We start from the raw sequence: 18,009 nt of genomic DNA, 5'->3' as shown, positions 1-18,009 counted from the left end.
CGGTCCTACACCGGATCCTTGCCCGGCAACGCCGAACTCTTGGCCAACAACCGATCCGCCAGTCGGGCGGCGAACGTCCGAGTCTGCTCCAGCTGTTCGGGCTGCACATTGGTCGGCGGAAGCTTCAGACCCAGCGACTTCTTGCGGTACTCCCCCGTCCCGAGATAGCTGGTCAGCGCCAGCATGGAATGGAGGTTGTCGCCGGGATAGGTGAAGTGAATTTCGTCGACGTATCGGCCGCCCTGTTCCTCAGCGAGCTCACGGACCCCCTCGAGGTTCGCCTGCCAGAACGTGCGGCACACCACGAACACCGCAAACGGCTTGCCGGACAGCAACTTTCGTGCCTCATCCGACTTCAGGAAGGAGCGCAGCGGCATGCTGACGTTGTCCCACCAAGTGGGCGAGCCGATCAGGATCAGGTCGTAGTCGCCGTCGCGCACGGTGTCCGGGGTTTGTATCTCCCCGATCTCGTTGCGCTTCTGGGCGCCCAGCACGCTGAGCATGTCGGGCCACACCCGTCGCATCGGGAAGCGCGAAAACTTCTCCGCGTACTTCGGGTCGGTGAATGTGATCTCGGCGGTCTGCACGTCACAGCCCCGGTCGCGAAAAACCTCGCCCGCGGCGTCGAGCACCTTGTGCGCCTGACCGGTGTACGAGTAGTACAACAGCAAGACCCGCGGCGGGCGTGTACCGCCACCGGCAGTGGTCGCATCCGTCATGGCTTCCTCCCTCTCCAAATGTCAGACACTAGGCTCTAGCGTCGTGACCGACAAAGTTTCCATCGACCTCAGCGGTCCTTCGCAGACGATGCTGACCACGCTGTACTGCAAGGCACTGGACGCCGACTGGGACCGGCCGATACTGGGTGACGACTTCGCCAAGGCGGCTGTCGCCCGAATCGACTACGACTGGACTGAACTCAAGGTCGCCAACCGCTGGACGCCGCTGGTGACCGTGCGCACCGCGCAGTTCGACGTGTGGGCCGGCCAATTCCTGGCCGCTCATCCCGAGGCCGCCGTCATCCACGTCGGGTGCGGTCTGGACAGCCGGGTGTTCCGGCTGGATCCCGGCCCCGGCGTGGAATGGTACGACGTCGACTTTCCGTCGGTAATCGCGTTGCGCGAGAGAGTTTTTCCGAGCCGGCCGAACTACCATCTGATTGCCACGCCGGCGACTGACCCGTCCTGGCTGGACCAGATCCCGGCCGACCGGCCCACGCTGCTGCTGGCCGAGGGCATCAGCATGTACCTGGCCGAGGATGACGGCGTCGCGCTCCTGCAGCACGTCATCGACCGTTTCGGTACCGGCGAGATTCAGATCGACTACTACAGCCGGCTCGTCGTCCGATCGCAGAAAACGCATCGCCTGCAACGGCAGTCCGGTTCGACGCTGTACTGGGCCGTGAACAAGCCGTCGGAGGTTCTTGATCGCCTGTCCGGTGCCCGATTGGTGGACGGGGTGACGTTTTTCGACGCCAGCACCTTCGGTCGCGCGTCGGGAGTGTTCCGGGTGATGCGGCAGTTGGTTCGCCCGTTGCCGCCGCTGCGCCGAACCTTCCAGTACCACCGCTATGCCTACGGACCGATCAGCTGACGCTTACGTGCTGCTCGGCGACCTCGACGAGCAGCGAATGGACGGCCTCGATCGACTTCTCCGGTTCTGGCCCGTGTGAGTGGTATTCGACGTTGAGCTGTTCGGCGTAGATCTGGGTGAAGTAGATCTCGATGCCGGCGCTGACCTTGAAGTAGAGCTCGCCGTGCGTCGCGGTCACTTCCACGCCTTCAGGGGTGCGCACCGGGGGCACTAAACCGTTGTCGGACAACAGAACAACGTCCGGCATGCCCGGTGCGTTGCCGACGTACTGCGGGCTGAAGTGCAGCCGCGACTGCTGGATCACACCGCCGTCCAGGTCGCCCTTGAACGTTGCCGCGATGTCGCGGGCCAGCTCGACCACTGTGGTTTTCTGGCTGATCTCGGCGAGGTAGGTGCCCAGCCCCACCGGGTTGGTGCATCCGGTCGCCGACACCGGCGGCGACAGGAAGTACCGCAGGTCGACGGTATAGATGAACGGCACCGGGATGTTCAGCCGGCCGCGCACCTGCCACTCCGCGATCAGGATGGCGGCCGACAACACCGAGTGCAGTCCGAGCTTTTCGGCGCGGCACAGTTCGACGATTGAGTGTGTCTGCTCCTCGCTCAGCCGGCACGACACCATCGGAACACGTACGGGCGACTTGGGTTTCGCGCCAGTGTCGCCTCGCCGCGACGGCGGCAGGTCGTAGGCGAACAGCGCCGGCATGAACCGCTCGATGCCCGATCGCGGCCCCTTTTGGATGCCCCGGTCGGCGAGCACGGTCTCGATCGATTCCGGCGCGGGTTGCGCGGTCACCGGACCGGTCTTCCCGCCTGCGACCAGATCGGTGTAGAACGACAACAGTTCTTCGATCAGGCCGTACATGTGGTGACCGTCAGCCAGGGCGTGGTGAACATACAGCGTGGGATGCGCCTGCCCGTCGCGGATGAACAGCCGTAGGTGCACCAGCGACTCGCCCTGGTCGAAATGCGGTGGCGGATTGTCGATCTGCGACGAGTCGACGTCGACGACTTCGAGCCCGGCGTGCATCAGGTCGTCGGCGACCAGTTCGTGACGGCCGTCGGCGCCGCGCTCGAGGCGCGCGGTCAGCACCGGGTGCACCTCGAGCAGTAGGTCGAAGGCGTCGGTCAACGCGTCGACGTCGATGGGACCCTCGAGGTGTGCAGAGAGACCCACGAAGTTGTGCGTCTCGGCGAGCATTTCCTCACTGAGCGCCAACTTGCGAATGACCGACGATGGAAACACGATTGCCTTCCTAGCCTTGTCGAGATCTACGACAGGTCAACGAGTTCCATCTCGTCGCTGCCGGAGTCCATCTCGTCCGCCGCGAGCGCTTCCCGGATCAACTCCAGCAGTGTCCGGGAGAACCCGCCGACGAGTGTCTGCACGGTGTCCCCGTCGACCCGCCGGCTGTCGTACCACCAGTCCAGATGCAGCACACCGGCCGTACGGAAGACACGCAGCTCTATTCCATGGCCCAGGCCCGGAATCGCTTCGCGCACCGACAATGACGTGTCGGAGTCGAATCTGACCGCGACATCCTCGCCGAGCGGCGGCAGATCGGGAATGGTGCCGATGTAAGAGAAGAAGATGTCGGCCGGAGCGGCAGCGCCGAGCTGTCGCGCCGTCGGGGCATACAGGTAACGCAGTAGCCCGTAGCCGAGTCCGTAGTGTGGGACGGCGGTCAGTGTGCTGTGCACGCTGTCGAGCAGCTGCTTGGCGTCGTCGTCCTTGGCACAGTTGAGCGCGATCGGATAGATGGTGGTGAACCAGCCGACAGTGCGACGCAGGTCGACGTCGGGTTTGAGTACCGACCGACCCTCGCCGCTGACGTCGACGGCGATGGTCCCGTCACCGACCTGGTGAGCGATCGTCCGGCCCAAGGCAGCCAACAGCATTTCGTCGATCGGCACCCGCAGCCGTCGGCGGGCATCGTCGATCTCAGTCGTCTCCGCCACGGTCAGCGACGACGCGCTGCGCGCCAGCTCCGGCAGGCTCGGCGCCCCAGCGGTCTGCTCGCCCACCACGTTCAGCGTCGACGCCGTCGCGGTCGTGAGCCAGTAGTCGCGACTCTCCACGACGGCCGGGTGCACGGCCAGTGCCGCGCATCGCTGGGACCATTCGGTCCACGGCGTCGTCACCGGCTGCAGCGCGATGTCTTCGCCGGCCAGTTGTTGCCCGAACGCGGTGAAGATGTCATTGAGCAGGATGTCGCGAGAAGCGTTGTCGGCCACGATCGCCCGCACACTGATCGCCAGATAACACGAGCCGCCCGGCACCCCGTTGACGTAGGTGGCGATCAGCGGGTTGGACGGGTCCTGTTGGCGGACAACGTCTATCAGCGTCGACAGCATCGCATCGCGTTCCTGCGGTGTGCCCGGCTTGATGTCTTCCGGCAGCGAACGGGCGGCCAGGTCGTCGAAGTCACCGGGTTCACCGATCACCTGCTCCCAGGTACCTGCGCGTTCCACGAGTCGCAGCCGCAGCGCCTCGTGATGGTTACGAAGCGCGGTCAGCACCGCGCACACGTCGTCGACCTTCACGTCGGGCCGCAGTTGCAGGATCAGCGGAACGCGCCACTGCTCATGCTCACGCACCCCGTGCTCGAGGAAATACGCGATGTTCGGCGGAACCGGCGGATGCGCGACGTCGGCCGGCGATTGCCGCCCCAGACCGCCGGCCGCGTACCGGGCCGTCAACGCCTTGGCAAGTGCGGCAACGGTTTGATTCTCGTAGAGATCCTGCGGGGTGAGGTCGAGACCCTCGTTGGAGGCGGTCATCGCCACGCTGATCGCGACCAGCGAGTCACCGCCGAGTTCGAAGAAGTTGGCTTTGCGGTCGACCGCGCTCAGGCCCAGGCATTGTTCCCAGATGCGCTGAAGGGTGGCTTCCATCGGCGACTGGCCGTTCTTGGCCGCCGCCGGGGTTGCCTCGGCGCCCGCCGCGCCGGCGGCCCCGTTGGTCGCTGCGGCGTCACCGGTCCAGGTCGTGTGACGGTGCTCGATCCAATGCCGTTGACGTTCAAAAGGATAGCCGGGCAACGTGATCAGCTGCCCGCGCTGCCCGCCGCGCAGCGGCGACCAGTCCACCTCGACATCGGCCGCCCAGAGCTGGCCGAGGGCAAGCAGGAATGCGTCGCGGTCGTCGCGGTTCTGCGCGTGATGGCGCATCAACCGTACCGCCCGGTGCCCGTTCGACCACCGGGGGTGTCGGCTCGCCGATGAGGTCAGCGTGCCGCCCGGGCCGACCTCGACCAGGATGCGGTTCGGCTCGCCGAGCACCACGTCGACCTCGTCGGAGAACCGGACGGTCGAGCGCACCTGGCGCGCCCAGGTTGCCGGGTTGGTGGCTTCGCTCGCGGCCAGCCAGGTTCCGGTCACGTTGGACAGCAACGGAATCTGCGGTTCGCGCAGCGTCTGGCGGGACAGGAAGCCGGTGAACTCCGGGATCATCGAGTCCATCAGCCGCGAGTGGAACGCGTGCGACGTGCGGACCCGGCGCGCCACGATGCCCTTTTCGGTGAGGCGTTCGCTGAATTGGCGAATGCCCTCCTCGGACCCCGCGACGACGCAGCCACCCGGCTCGTTGATCGCGGCGATGTCGACCTCACCGTTGAGGTATTCGCTGACCGCCTCGGGGCTCAGCGCCACCGCGACCATGACGCCACGCGGCGCGGCGTGCATCAGGCGCGCGCGCATCGCGACCACCTTGATGGCCGTATCGATGTCGAAGACCCCGGCGATGGTGCCGGCGACGTACTCGCCGATGCTGTGTCCGGCCAGCGCTGCGGGCAGGACACCGTAGCTCTCGACCAGTTTCGCCAGCGCGTACTCGACGGTGAACAGCGCGGGCTGAGTCCGGTCGGTGCGCTCGAGGTTGCGGGCTGTGCCCTCGAAGATGTCAGCGCGCAGGTCGACGCCGAGCTCCTCGCCGAACCCGGTCGCACACTGGTCGAAGTGCTCAGCGAACACCGGCTCGGCGTCGTAGAGGCCGCGCGCCATCCCGACGTGCTGCGCGCCCTGACCGGGGAACAGGAAGACCACCTGATCTGAATTATCTTTGTTCCCGGCGAATTCGCCGACGAACACGTTGTCGTTCTCGGCGGTCTCCAGCACGGTTCTCGCATGCTGCTCGTCGTTGACCACCGCGGCCATCCGGATCTTCTCTTTGCGGCGACGGCCGAGGGTGTAGGCGACATCAGCTAAGTTCAGCGCGTCGTCGCCGGAGCTTGCGGCGGCCAGCGACTTGCGTGACTGTTCCAGCGCGTCGATGCTTCGCGCCGACATCAGCAGCACCTGCGGGCCGGACACCGGTGCCGAAGACACCGACGCCGCGACGGCGGGCGCTTCTTCGAGCACCAGGTGCGCATTGGTGCCACCGACACCGAATGAGCTGACCCCGGCGCGCAGCACGCCGTCCCATTCCCACGGGCCGTATTCGCTGCGAACCTTGAAAGGTCCACGGTCCAGATGTAATTCGGGGTTCGGGCTGGTGTAGTGCAGGGTCGCGGGGATGGCCCGGTGCTTGAGGCACAGAATGGCCTTGATCAGGCCGGCGATACCGGCGGCGGATTCCAGGTGGCCGATGTTCGACTTCACCGAGCCGACATAGCACGGGCCGGAGCGGGTCTCCTCGGATACCTCGAAAGCCTGTCGCAGGCCTTCGATTTCGATCGGGTCACCCAGCGGCGTGCCGGTGCCATGGGTCTCGATGTAGCTGATCTCCGACGAGTCGACGTCGGCGATCGCGTGCGCTTCGGCGATGACGTCGGCCTGGCCGGCCGCGGTGGGGGCGGCGTAGGTCATCTTCGTCGAGCCGTCGTTGTTCAACGCCGAACCGCGGATCACCGCGTGGATCCGGTCGCCGTCGTCGACGGCGTCCTGCAGCGACTTGAGCACGACGACCCCGACGCCGCTGCCGAAAATCGTGCCGTCGGAACGGGCGTCGAACGGTCGGCAGTGTCCGGTCGGCGACACCATCGAGCCTGGGGCGTACCAGTATCCGACGTGGTGCGGGATGCGCAGCGACGCGCCACCGGCCAGCGCCAGCTCGCATTCGCCGTTCAGGATGCTCTGGCAGGCCAGGTGCACCGCGACCAACGCCGACGAGCAGGCCGTCTGCACCGACAGGGCGGGCCCGCGCAGATTCAGCGCGTACGCGACCTTGGTGGCCAGGTAGTCCTTGTCGTTCTGCATCGACAGGTTGACCATGTCGAAGGTGATGCCTTGTCCCAGAACCACATTGGGGTCATGGTTGGACATGATGTTGTGCAGCAGGTAGCCGCTGGTGGTGCTGGTCGCGTAGACGCCAACCGAACCCTCGATCTCGGCGGGGTCGTAGCCGGCGTCCTCGATCGCGTGGAACGCGGTCTGCAGGAAAAGCCGGTGCTGCGGATCGGTCGAACGCGCCACCTGCGGGGTGAAGCCGAAGAAGTCGGCGTCGAATTCGTCGATGCCGTCCATCAATGCGGCACGCCGCACGTACGCGTGGTTCGCCAGCGCCTTCTCGGGAATGCCCTCGGCCAGCAGGTCGTCTTCGGCCAGCGTGACGATCGACTCCTCGCCGCGGCGCAGGTTGTCCCAGAATGCCGACAGCGTGTTGGCGCCTGGCAAGCGGGCCGCCATGCCGACCACCGCGATTGCGTTGGGCGGCAGTTCGCCGTTGCTGGTCACACTCGATCTCCTACCTTTCGCCGAGCCGCCGCTCGCTGCCGGGCTGCGGCGCGCTGCTTGGCTCGGTCGCGAACACCGCCACCGCTGTCAGCCTTGTCGTCGCTCTCCAAGCCCAGCTGGCGGATCAAGTCGGTGGTCAATGCGGTCAACGAGGCGCCCTGCAACAGCAGGGCCACCGGCGGTTCCACACCGAAGTCGCCACGAACAGTGTTGCGGATTCGCACCGCCATGAGCGAATCCATGCCCAACTCGGTCAACGGCTGATCAGCATCTAGGGTGCTCCCCTTCGGATAGCCCATGATGGCCAGGATCCGCGCGCCCAGTCGCCCGATGACCACCCGGTTCGCCTCGGCGGGGTCCAGCTCGCGCAGCGCGTCGGGGCCGGCCCAGTCGTCGTCCTCGTCGTCGATGTCCAATTCCTCGGCCAGCTTGGCGAAGAAGCCGAGTTGCTGGATCTCCGGGAAGGCGGCCGCGGCACGGTCCAGCCGCAGCCGGGCCACGCCGATGTTGGTGGGCCGGCTGGCCAGGATGGCCTCCAGCGCCTCGATGCCCTCGGCCGGCGAAATCGGGTCCAGCGCGCTGAAGGTCAGCGCGCGGGCCACACCGATGTCGGACCACTGGCCCCAGTTGATCGTGGTGGCAGGCAATCCCGATGCCCGTCGCCAGTCGACCAAGCCGTCGAGCCACGCGCTGGCGGCCGCGTAGGCACCCTGCCCGGGCGCGCCCAGCAGTGAGGACGTCGACGAGAAGCCGACCCACCAGTCGAGCTTTTTGTCGGCGGTCGCGACGTGCAGGCGCAGCGCACCAATCGCTTTCGGCGCCCACACCCGCTCCAGGCTGTCCTGGCTGAGGCCGGCGACGATCTGGTCGTCCAGCACGACGGCGCTGTGCATCAGGCCGCGCAGCGTCAGCCCGGTCTGCTCGGCCGCGCTCACCAGCTTCTCGGCGACGCCCGGTGCGGCGATGTCCCCCAGCACCACAGCGATGTGGGCACGCTGCTCGAGTTCGGAGATCAGCGCCTGCGCCTCCTCGGACGGTTCCGAACGGCCGTTGAGCACGACCCCACCCGCGCCGCTGTCGACCAGCCAACGGGCCATGGCCAACCCAAGCCCACGCAGACCGCCGGTGAGAATGTAGGAGCCGTCCGGCCGGACCACCGTCTCGGTCTTGGCCGGGCCGAGCGTCGCGCGGGAAAGCCGTTTCACGTAACGCTTTTCGTTACGCCAGCCGATGACATCGTCACCAGTCAGGCCGAACTCTGCGGTCAGCGAGGAGACGTCATCGCCGGAGAGGTCCACCAGCGTGGTGCGCAGGTCCGGGTGCTCGTAGGCCAGCACCCGGATCAGACCGGTCAGGGCCGCGATCGACGGATCGCCCGACTCGCCGTCGCCGACGGGCAGTCCGTTGCGGGACACCACCCACAGCCGCGGCGGTTTGCCGTGCCACCCGGTGAGGATCGTGCGGACCGTCGATGCGACTCCCCATGTCAGGTCGCGGCCGCGGCCCGGCGCGTCACCGGACTCGGAGCCGTCGAAGGACTGGTGGCCCGCGAAGACGACCACGCCGACCGGCGGTAGCTCGGCGTCCCCGGCGGCTTGCGAGAACGCTTCCAGCACAGCCGATTCCCGGGACAGGTCGGCGGTGAGCACCCGTCGCGTCGGGGAGCCGAAAGCGGCGGTGAATTCCTTGGCGACCGCCTCGGACTCGGCGCCGTCGGTCAGCACCAGCCAGCTGCCGTCCGGGGCCGACGCGGCGGCGTCCACCGGCGTCTCGACCCATTCGGTGTCGAAGATCTTCTGCTCCAACGGCAATGGCACACTGCGGCGTTGCACGCGCTGCAGGTAGATGCCGCTGATCTCGGCGGTGGGCGTACCCGTCTCGTCGGTGATCAGGACGCGGCCCTCGATCCCCGCGCCTTCGCCGTCCGGGTTGACCAACTCGGCCCGGCACCGGGCGCGACGGCCGACTTCGCCGAACACCCGGATCTTCTCGAACGACACCGGAAGATAGGTCGCCTCGTCGGCGTCGGCCAGCGAATCACTGCTCAGCGCGGCGGCCAGGCCCTGCAGGGCCGCGTCGAGCAGCACCGGATGGATCCGGTATCCGCGGTGGCCGGTCGCCTCGTCGGGCAGGACGATCTCGGTCTCCGACGTGCCGTTGGGTCGCCGGACGATGCGGGTCAGAGCGGCGAACGCCTGCCCGTGGTGCAGGCCGGTGGCGCGCAACGCGGAGTACAAGTCGGCGGGCGAGAGCACCGTGCCGGGCTCCGACGAGACGGGCGGCACGGTCGGCGCTTCCGACTGCCCCACTTCGACTTTCGCGACGGCGTGACGGATCCAGGCGCCGTTGGCCGACCGCGAATGGATCTCGACGCGAATCTCGTCGCCGTCCTTTTCGCCGCGGGTGAGTTGCGTGGTGAGCTGAGTCGACTCGCCCAGCGGCAGCATCTGCTCGACCTCGACGCCGACGGACACCGAGGTGGCCGGCAAGCCGAGGGCTTCGCTGGCGGCGGCCAAAGCGATCTCGCCGAAACCGGTGCCGGGCATGACGGGTTGGCCGTGCACCTTGTGGTCGAGCAGGTAGGGGACGAGATCGGTCCCGACGTCGGCGGTGAAGACGTGGTCGCGGCCGGATGGCAGCTCGACGTGTGTGCCCAGCAGTGGGTGGGCGCTGGCCGGCCCACGGTTGGTCGCCGTCGGCGCCGCCCAGTAGCGGACGTGCTGCCAGGGCGTCGGCGGCAGGTCGATGAGTTTCTTGATGCCGCTGGCGTTCTGGGCCGCGGCGACCGACGGCGGCCGGACCGTCGCCAGCTGGGTGTGGAACGTCAGCGTTTCCGGGTTGTCGCGAGTCAGCGTCCCCGACACCAGTGCGCCGCCGCGCGGCTTGGCCGCTTCCAGTGTGCCGTTGATGGCGTGGCTGAGCAGTGGGTGCGGGCTGATCTCGACGAACGTGGTGTGACTTACTGGCCCATCCAAGGCCTTGGTTACAGCCTGGCTGAACCGCACCGGGTTACGCAGGTTCACCACCCAGTAGTCGGCGTCGAAACTTGGCACTTCGGCCTCATTCACCTGACCGACCGTGCTGATCAACGGGATTTTAGGCGTCTGGGGCTTGAGGTCGGCCAGTGCGACCTCGAGGTCGGTCAGGATCGGGTCGACCGTCCGGTGATGCGAGGCCACGTCCACCTCGACCCGACGCGCCAGCAGACCGCGGGCGTCCACCACCGCGATGACCGCATCGACCTGCTCGGGCGGGCCCGCGATCACCGTCTGCTGCGGAGCGGCGTACACCGCCACCGTGGTGTCCGGGTATTGGCCGACCAGCTTCTCGGCCTCGGCAGCGCCCAACTCCAGCAACGCCATCGCACCCTGACCCGACAGCCGCGACATCAACCTCGACCGCGTCGCAATGACTTTCAAACCATCCGCCGGGCTCAACGCACCCGACACCACCGCCGCGGTCACCTCACCCATCGAATGACCGATCACCGCATCCGGCTCAACCCCATAGGAGCGCCACAACGCGGTCAACGCCAACTGCATACCCACCAGCACCGGCTGGATCCGCTCGATCCCCACCACCGGCTCACCGGAGAGCAACGTCTCACGCAACGAAAAACCCACCTGCGCAACGAAGTCCGGCTCCAACTCGGCCACCGCCGCAGCGAACGCCGGCTCATCGGCCAGCAACTGCCGACCCATACCGGCCCACTGCGAACCCTGACCCGAATACAAGAACACCGTGCCCTTGCCGCGCGGAACCTCGTGCGCTCCAACGACTCCCGGCGTGGGCTGGCCGGCAGCAAGTGCCCGCAGCCCGGCCACCACCTCGTTGCGGTCGCGGGCGGACACGGTCGCGATCTTGTTGTGCCGGCTGCGATAGAGGTTGACGGTATGTGCGATGTCGGCCAGCGGCACCTCGGCACCCTGACCCGACATCCAGTCGGCGAGTGCGGCGGCCCACGAGGCGATCCGCTGCTCGGACTTACCGGCGATGGTCAGCGTCGTCACCGGCGATGCGGACTCACCATCGGAAACCGCTACGGGTTCGGGACCTTGCTCGATCACCACGTGGGCGTTGGTCCCGCCGATGCCGAACGACGAGATGGCGGCGCGGCGCGGACCTTCTTCCAGCGGCCACGGGATGGGCTCGGTCGGCACGAACAGCCGGGTGGACTTGTGGTCGATCGCCGGATTCCATTGTGCGAAGTTGAGGTTCGGCGGTATTTGCGACCGCTGCACCGACAGGGCGGCCTTGATGAAGCCGGCGATGCCCGCGGCGGCCTCGAGGTGGCCGAAGTTGGATTTCACTGCCCCGAGGGCACATTGAGCCTCGCCGCGACCGTATTGGTCGGCCAGCGCCTCGAATTCGATCGGGTCGCCCAGCCCGGTGCCGGTTCCGTGCGCCTCGATGTAGTTGACCGAGCCCGCGGTGACGTCCGCGCTGCGCAACGCGGCCTTGATCACGTCTTGCTGCGCAATGGTATTGGGCGCGGTCAGGCCGTTGGACCGGCCGTCCTGGTTGACCGCCGACCCCCGCACAACCGCGAGGACCCGGTCACCGTCGCGCACCGCGTCGGTGAGGCGTTTGAGCACCACGACACCGCAGCCCTCGCCGCGGACGAACCCGTCGGCGCGCGAGTCGAAGGAGTAGCAGCGGCCGTTCGGCGACAGCATTCCCCACTTGGCCATCGCGATCTGCGTCTCCGGGCGCAGGATCAGGCTGACCCCGCCGGCCAGGGCGAGGTCGCTTTCGCGCAGCCGCAGGCTTTGACAGGCCAGGTGGATCGTCACCAGTGACGAGGAGCACGCGGAGTCGATGGCGACGGCCGGACCGCGTAGCCCCAGCAGATAGGCGATGCGCCCGACGGCGACGGCGTGCGCGTTGCCGGTCGCGGAGTAGGCGTCGATGGCGTCCGGGTTAGCCGCCGAAATCGTCTGGTATTCCCCGTAATACACGCCTATCAGCACGGCGGCGCGCACACCGGACAGATCCTCGGTCGCGATCCCGGCATGCTCGAGGGCTTCGTAGGCCACCTCGAGCATCAACCGCTGCTGGGGGTCCATCGCCTCGGCTTCACGCGGCGAGATGCCGAAGTAGTCGGCGTCGAAGCCGGACACATCAGAGAGGAAGCCGCCCCACTTGGACGACATCCGGCCGGGCGCGAATTGGTCGGCGTCGTAGAACTCGTCGGCGTTCCAGCGGTCCGCCGGGATCTCGCTGATCCCGTCGCCGCCGTTGGCCAAAAAATTCCAGTAGCCCTCGGGGCCGTCCGCGCCGCCGGGGAAACGGCAACCCACACCCACGACCGCAATCGGCTCGGCGGCGGCGATTCGCGACGCCTTGTCGAACTGCTGGGTCAGCGCATCCCGTTTCTCGTCGGGCATCGCCGAAACTCTGTCGTAAATGGTCGCCATCAGAAGATACCGCTCTCACTGCCCGCCGAAGCCGACTCCACATGGGAAAACAATTCATCCAACACGCTGCTCGCCGAGTCGGCCGCTAGCTCGGCGGTATCTTCCTCTGGCGCGTCGGGAGGTGCAAGCAGACCTGCGACGTAGGTCGCCAGCGAGGCGATCGTCGGATGGTTGAACAACATGTTCGCGGACACATCGAGGCCGACCAGCTTCTTGGTCTCCTTGAGCACCGTCATCGCCATCATCGAGTCCAGGCCCAGCTCCGGGAACGGCGCGTCGAGGCTGATCGACGACGGCGACATCCGAAGCTCACGGCCCAGGATGGCTTGCAGCCTGGTCTGCAACTCGGTCAGCCGCTCTTCGGCGGACAGCGTCGACCAGTCCGGGGCCGCTGCTGCCGCGGCCACCGCGTCCTCGGCGGCGGGCCGGTGCTCGACGATCGCGACGGCGGCCTCGAATTCCGAGGCGATCCGGTCGAAGTAGGCGAGTTCGCGGAACTCCGGGGTCGCCGCGACCGCGCGGTCCAGCCGCAGTCTTCCGACGCCGACCCGGTTGAGCGGGCCGCCGACCAGGGTTTGCAGCGCCTCGACGCCCTCCTCGGGCGTGATCGGGTCGAGCACGCTGTAGGTCAGCTTGCTGCTCATGCCGACGGCGGACCACTGACCCCAGTTGATCGCGGTGGCGGGCCGCCCGGATGCGCGCCGCCACGTCATCAGCGCGTCGAGCCACGCGTTGCCGGTCGCGTAGGCCAGCTGGCCGGGCAGGCCGAGCATGGTGGCCATCGACGAGAAGCCGACCCACCAGTCCATCTCTGTGTCAGCGGTCGCAGCGTTCAATCGCAGTGCGCCGGCGACCTTGGGCGTCCAGACCCGTTCCAGACTCCCCCGGGTCACGGCGCTCACCAGGCCGTCGCCGGTGACGCCGGCGCCGTGCACCAGTCCGCGAAGCGGGCGTCCGGTCTCTTCGGCGGCGGCCACCAGCCGTTCCGCCACACCTGCGGTGGCGATGTCGCCCGCCACGAAGACGACCTCCGTGCCCAGGCTGTTCATGTATTCGCGCTGCTCGTCGGACGGCTCGCTGCGGCCGTTGAGTACGATCCGGCCGGCCCCACGCTCAACCAGCCAGCGGGTGACGACGGTGCCTAAACCACCGAGCCCACCGGTGATGATGTAGGAGCCGTCGGCGCGGACCACCGCTTCGTGCGGGCCACCGTCGAGGGTGGCGCGCATCAGCCGTTCCACGTAGCGGCCGTCGTGGCGGACGGCCACCACGTCGTCGCCGGTCGCGGCGGCGAGTTCATCGGCAAGTGCGGCGACGACATCGGGGCCGCTGCCCACATCGAGCAGCGTGGCGCCGAGATCCGGTTCGCCGGCCAGCACGCGGGCGGCCTCGCCGGGGAACCGCCAGTTGCGGATCAGTCCCTTGAGTGCGCCGATCGCCGGGTCGCCCGGCTCTTCGTCGTGCACCGACAGCCCGTCGCGGGTGACCAGCCACAGCCGTGCTGAGGTGCCCTTCCAGCCGTCGACGGCCGCGTGCGCCGCCGCGGTGATGTCCAGCACCAGATTGTGGGCACGATGCAGGGCGACGTCGGTGTCGACACCGTCGAACGGCGGCGTGGCCAGCAACACGACGATCCCGACCCGCTTCGCGTCGGCGGCGGTCTTGGCGAAGACTTCCGCCACCGCGGACTCATCACCCAGCGTGGCGCTGACCGCACGCCGGGTCGACGAGGTGAGCTTGTCCGTCAGCGCGGCCGCGAGATCAGCTGTCTCGCCGGCAGGGTCAAATTCTGACAACACCACCCAGGTGCCGTCGGCGACGGCGCCGCCCTGTGCCGCCGGGCTCTGCACCCAGGCGGCGTCGAAGATCATCTGCTCCAGCGACAGCGGGACGGTGGCCAGGTCGACCGGCTTGAGCTCGACACCGGTCAGTTCCGCGAGCACAGCGCCGGCAGTGTCGGTCAGTACGATATGGCCACGGTGGCCGCGTTCGTCGGCCAACTCGGCGTGTGCGCGGGCTCGGCGTTGGATCGGGGCGAACACCCGGATCGTCTCCACCGAAACCGCTTGGTAAGAGCCGTCTTCGGGTTCGGTCGGGATGGCGGCGGCCAGTTGCTGCAACGCCGCGTCCAGCAGTACCGGATGGATGCGGTACTCGGGGTGATCGGCGACCTCGTCCGGCAGCGTGATCTCGACACCCTGCCCGGCGGCCGGACCGGCCGGCGCGCTTTGCCGGGTTACGTCAGCGACCGCGTGGCGGGTCCAGCTGCCGCCGGCCGAGCGGGCTTGAATCTCAAGACGATTCACGTCCGGGCTCAGCGAAAGCTGCGTGCTGACGCGGGTCTGGGCATCCAGGATCAGCGGGCGTTCGACGGCGAGCGTGCTGACCTGCACACCGTCGCCGAGCGCCTGAGCGGCGGCGGCCAAAGCCATCTCGGCGAAGCCGGCCGCCGTGACGACGGCCTGACCGCCGACGGTGTGGTCGGCCAGCCACGGCAGCGACGCGACACCGATGTCGGTCTGCCACACATGCTCACGGCCGGACGGCAGGTCGACGTGCGCACCCAACAACGGGTGCGCATCGGACGCTTGCGGCCCCGCAGGCTTCACCTCGAGCCAGTAGCTGGAATGCAGCCACGGCGACGCCGGAATGTCGACGCGGCGACGCCCTTCGGTCACCGGCTCGGTGACGCCGAGAGAGGCGAGTTGCTCATGCACAGAGAGTGTTTCGTCATCGCCGCGTTTCATCGCGGCGGTGACGGCGAACTGGTCGCGCGAGGACACCGCGGCCAGCGTCTCGCCGATGGCGTGGGTCAGCAGTGGGTGCGGGCTGATCTCGACGAACGTGGTGTGACTTACTGGCCCTTCCAAGGCCTTGGTTACAGCCTGGCTGAACCGCACCGGGTTACGCAGGTTCACCACCCAGTAGTCGGCGTCGAAACTTGGCACTTCGGCCTCATTCGCCTGACCGACCGTGCTGATCAACGGGATTTTGGGCGTCTGGGGCTTGAGGTCGGCCAGTGCGACCTCGAGGTCGGCCAGGATCGGGTCGACCGTCCGGTGATGCGAGGCCACGTCCACCTCGACCCGACGCGCCAACAGACCGCGGGCGTCCACCACCGCGATGACCGCATCGACCTGCTCAGGCGGGCCCGCGATCACCGTCTGCTGCGGAGCGGCGTACACCGCCACCGTGGTGTCCGGGTATTGGCCGACCAGCTTCTCGGCCTCGGCAGCGCCCAACTCCAGCAACGCCATCGCACCCTGACCCGACAGCCGCGACATCAACGTCGACCGCGTCGCAATGACTTTCAAACCATCCGCCGGGCTCAACGCACCCGACACCACCGCCGCGGTCACCTCACCCATCGAATGACCGATCACCGCATCCGGCTCAACCCCATAGGAGCGCCACAACGCGGTCAACGCCAACTGCATACCCACCAGCACCGGCTGAATCCGCTCGATCCCCACCACCGGCTCACCGGAGAGCAACGTCTCACGCAACGAAAAACCCACCTGCGCAACGAAGTCCGGCTCCAACTCGGCCACCGCCGCAGCGAACGCCGGCTCATCGGCCAGCAACTGCCGACCCATACCGGCCCACTGCGAACCCTGACCCGAATACAAGAACACCGTGCCCGAACCGTTCGGCTTCTCCGTCGGCTCCACCACCCCGGTCGCGGGATCGCCGGCGGCCAGCGCACGCAATCCGGCGACGGCCTGCTCGCGGCTGCGGGCAGCAACGGCGGCGAAGCTCCGGTAGCGGCCGCGGTAGTTGTTGACGGTGTGCGCCACGTCGGCCAGCGGCACCTCGACGCCGGCACCCGCCATCCAGTCGGCCAGCATTTCGGCGATCGGCGCGATGCGCGCCGGGGTCTTCCCGGAGATGACCAGCGTGCTGATCACCGGCTCTGATTGCACGGCAACCGATTCGGAGACGGGCGCCTGCTCGATCACCACGTGGGCGTTCGTGCCGCTGACACCGAACGACGACACCCCGGCGCGGCGCGGCCGGCTCACCGCCGGCCATGCCATGCCGTCGGCGGCAATGGTGAATTTCGACGCACCGGCACCGGCATTCGGCGTCAGCGCCGTAAAGTGCAGGTGCGGCGGGATATACCCGTGATTCAGGCTGAGCACGGTCTTGATGAAGCCGGCGATTCCCGCCGAGTTCTCCAGGTGGCCCAGGTTGGTTTTGACCGATCCCAACACCAGCGGCGCCGACTCGTCGCGCTCGCCGAAAACCTGGCTCAAGGCGTCGAGTTCGATCGGGTCGCCGAGCGCGGTGCCGGTGCCGTGCGCCTCGATGTAGTCGATGTCGGAAGGCTGCAGCCGGGCCGATGCCAGCGCCGCACGCAGGACTGCTTGCTGGGCGGGCCCGCTGGGCACCGTCTGCCCACTGCTTGGTCCGTCTTGGTTGACCGCTGAACCGCGCACCACGGCCAACACCGGATCCCGGTCGCGCAGTGCATCGCTGAGCCGCTTGAGCACGACGACGCCGCATCCCTCGCTGCGCACGTAACCGTTGGCGGCGGCGTCAAAGGTCTTGCACTGCCCGTCGGGCGCCAGCATGCCCCACCGCGAACACGCGATGCTGTTTTCCGGGCTCATGATCAAATTGGTTCCGGCGGCCAACGCCTGATCGGTTTCCCGCCGACGCAGGCTCTGGCACGCCAGATGGATGGCGACCAGCGACGACGAGCACGCGGTATCGAGCACCACCGCCGGGCCGTGTACTCCCAGGAAATATGACAATCGCCCAGCGGCGAAGTTCGACGCACTCCCGAACGGAACGTACGGGTCGACGTCCTTTGGCGGCGCCTTCGCCAACATCAACGAGTAGTCATAGGTGGTCAGGCCGACGTAGATCCCGGTCTTGGTGTTGCGAACCGCCTTTGGCGTGACGCCGGCGTTTTCCAGTGCCTCCCAGGCGACTTCGAGCAGCAGCCGCTGCTGCGGGTCCATCGCAGCGGCCTCGCGCGGGGAGATCCCGAAGAACTCGGCGTCGAACTGGTCGGGCTGCCACGAGGTGAGGAAGCCGCCGTCCCGGGTGCAGATCGTGCCCGGACGGGTGTGGTCCTCGGAGAAGTAGGCGTCGGCGTCCCAGCGGTCCTCAGGAACCCGGATCACCCCACTGCGACCGTCATGCAGAAGCTGCCAGTAGTCGGCGGGAGTGCTGATGCCACCGGGCAGCCGACAGGCCATGCCCACGACGGCGATCGGCTCGAGGTCGGCCTTCTCGGCGATCTCCAGCCGAGCCGTCAGGTCATCGATCTTGCGGAGCGCCTCGGTGATGATCGCCCGACGATCTGGGGCTGTCATCG

General features: G+C 67.6%; 6 protein-coding genes. 1 reads left to right on the top strand and 5 read right to left on the bottom strand.

From position 1 onward, the window contains the following. Window positions 1-5 precede the first annotated feature (5 nt). On the bottom strand, window positions 6-719 hold the full coding sequence (locus tag ACQY5A_RS15180) for a flavodoxin family protein (protein WP_428341146.1): 714 nt from the start codon (window positions 717-719) through the stop codon (window positions 6-8). A 43-nt stretch (window positions 720-762) separates the two neighbouring features. Between ACQY5A_RS15180 and ACQY5A_RS15175 the strand changes: the two genes are divergently transcribed. Next, on the top strand, window positions 763-1,593 hold the full coding sequence (locus ACQY5A_RS15175; RefSeq protein ID WP_428341145.1) for a class I SAM-dependent methyltransferase: 831 nt from the start codon (window positions 763-765) through the stop codon (window positions 1,591-1,593). On the opposite strand, the gene ACQY5A_RS15170 is transcribed toward ACQY5A_RS15175, so the two are convergent. The 4 genes from ACQY5A_RS15170 to ACQY5A_RS15155 are packed head-to-tail and all read right to left on the bottom strand — an operon-like array spanning window position 1,586 to window position 18,007. Next, on the bottom strand, window positions 1,586-2,839 hold the full coding sequence (locus ACQY5A_RS15170) for a phthiocerol/phthiodiolone dimycocerosyl transferase family protein (protein ID WP_428341144.1): 1,254 nt from the start codon (window positions 2,837-2,839) through the stop codon (window positions 1,586-1,588). The two genes, ACQY5A_RS15175 and ACQY5A_RS15170, sit on opposite strands and share 8 nt — an antisense overlap. Before the next feature lie 26 nt (window positions 2,840-2,865). Beyond that, on the bottom strand, window positions 2,866-7,266 hold the full coding sequence (locus ACQY5A_RS15165) for a type I polyketide synthase (protein WP_428341143.1): 4,401 nt from the start codon (window positions 7,264-7,266) through the stop codon (window positions 2,866-2,868). Beyond that, a complete protein-coding gene (locus ACQY5A_RS15160) occupies window positions 7,263-12,683 on the bottom strand; it encodes a type I polyketide synthase (protein ID WP_428341142.1) in 5,421 nt (1,806 codons plus the stop codon). Before ACQY5A_RS15160 ends, ACQY5A_RS15165 begins: the two co-directional genes overlap by 4 nt. Continuing rightward, window positions 12,683-18,007 carry an SDR family NAD(P)-dependent oxidoreductase gene (locus ACQY5A_RS15155; protein ID WP_428341141.1) on the bottom strand — a complete coding sequence of 1,775 codons (5,325 nt, stop codon included), beginning with the start codon at window positions 18,005-18,007 and terminating at the stop codon, window positions 12,683-12,685. Before ACQY5A_RS15155 ends, ACQY5A_RS15160 begins: the two co-directional genes overlap by 1 nt. Window positions 18,008-18,009 lie beyond the last annotated feature (2 nt).

This window comes from Mycobacterium sp., assembly GCF_965277065.1.
Taxonomy (GTDB): Bacteria; Actinomycetota; Actinomycetes; order Mycobacteriales; family Mycobacteriaceae; genus Mycobacterium.
The sequence above is the reverse complement of the archived record's forward strand: the minus strand, read 5'-3'. Positions and strand labels throughout refer to the sequence as shown.

Bases quoted from the DNA above. Each gene is read 5' to 3' on its own strand.
- ACQY5A_RS15180 (WP_428341146.1), bottom strand. From the start codon at position 719: ATGACGGATGCGACCACTGCCGGTGGCGGTACACGCCCGCCGCGGGTC.
- ACQY5A_RS15160 (WP_428341142.1), bottom strand. From the start codon at position 12,683: ATGGCGACCATTTACGACAGAGTTTCGGCGATGCCCGACGAGAAACGG.
- ACQY5A_RS15155 (WP_428341141.1), bottom strand. From the start codon at position 18,007: ATGACAGCCCCAGATCGTCGGGCGATCATCACCGAGGCGCTCCGCAAG.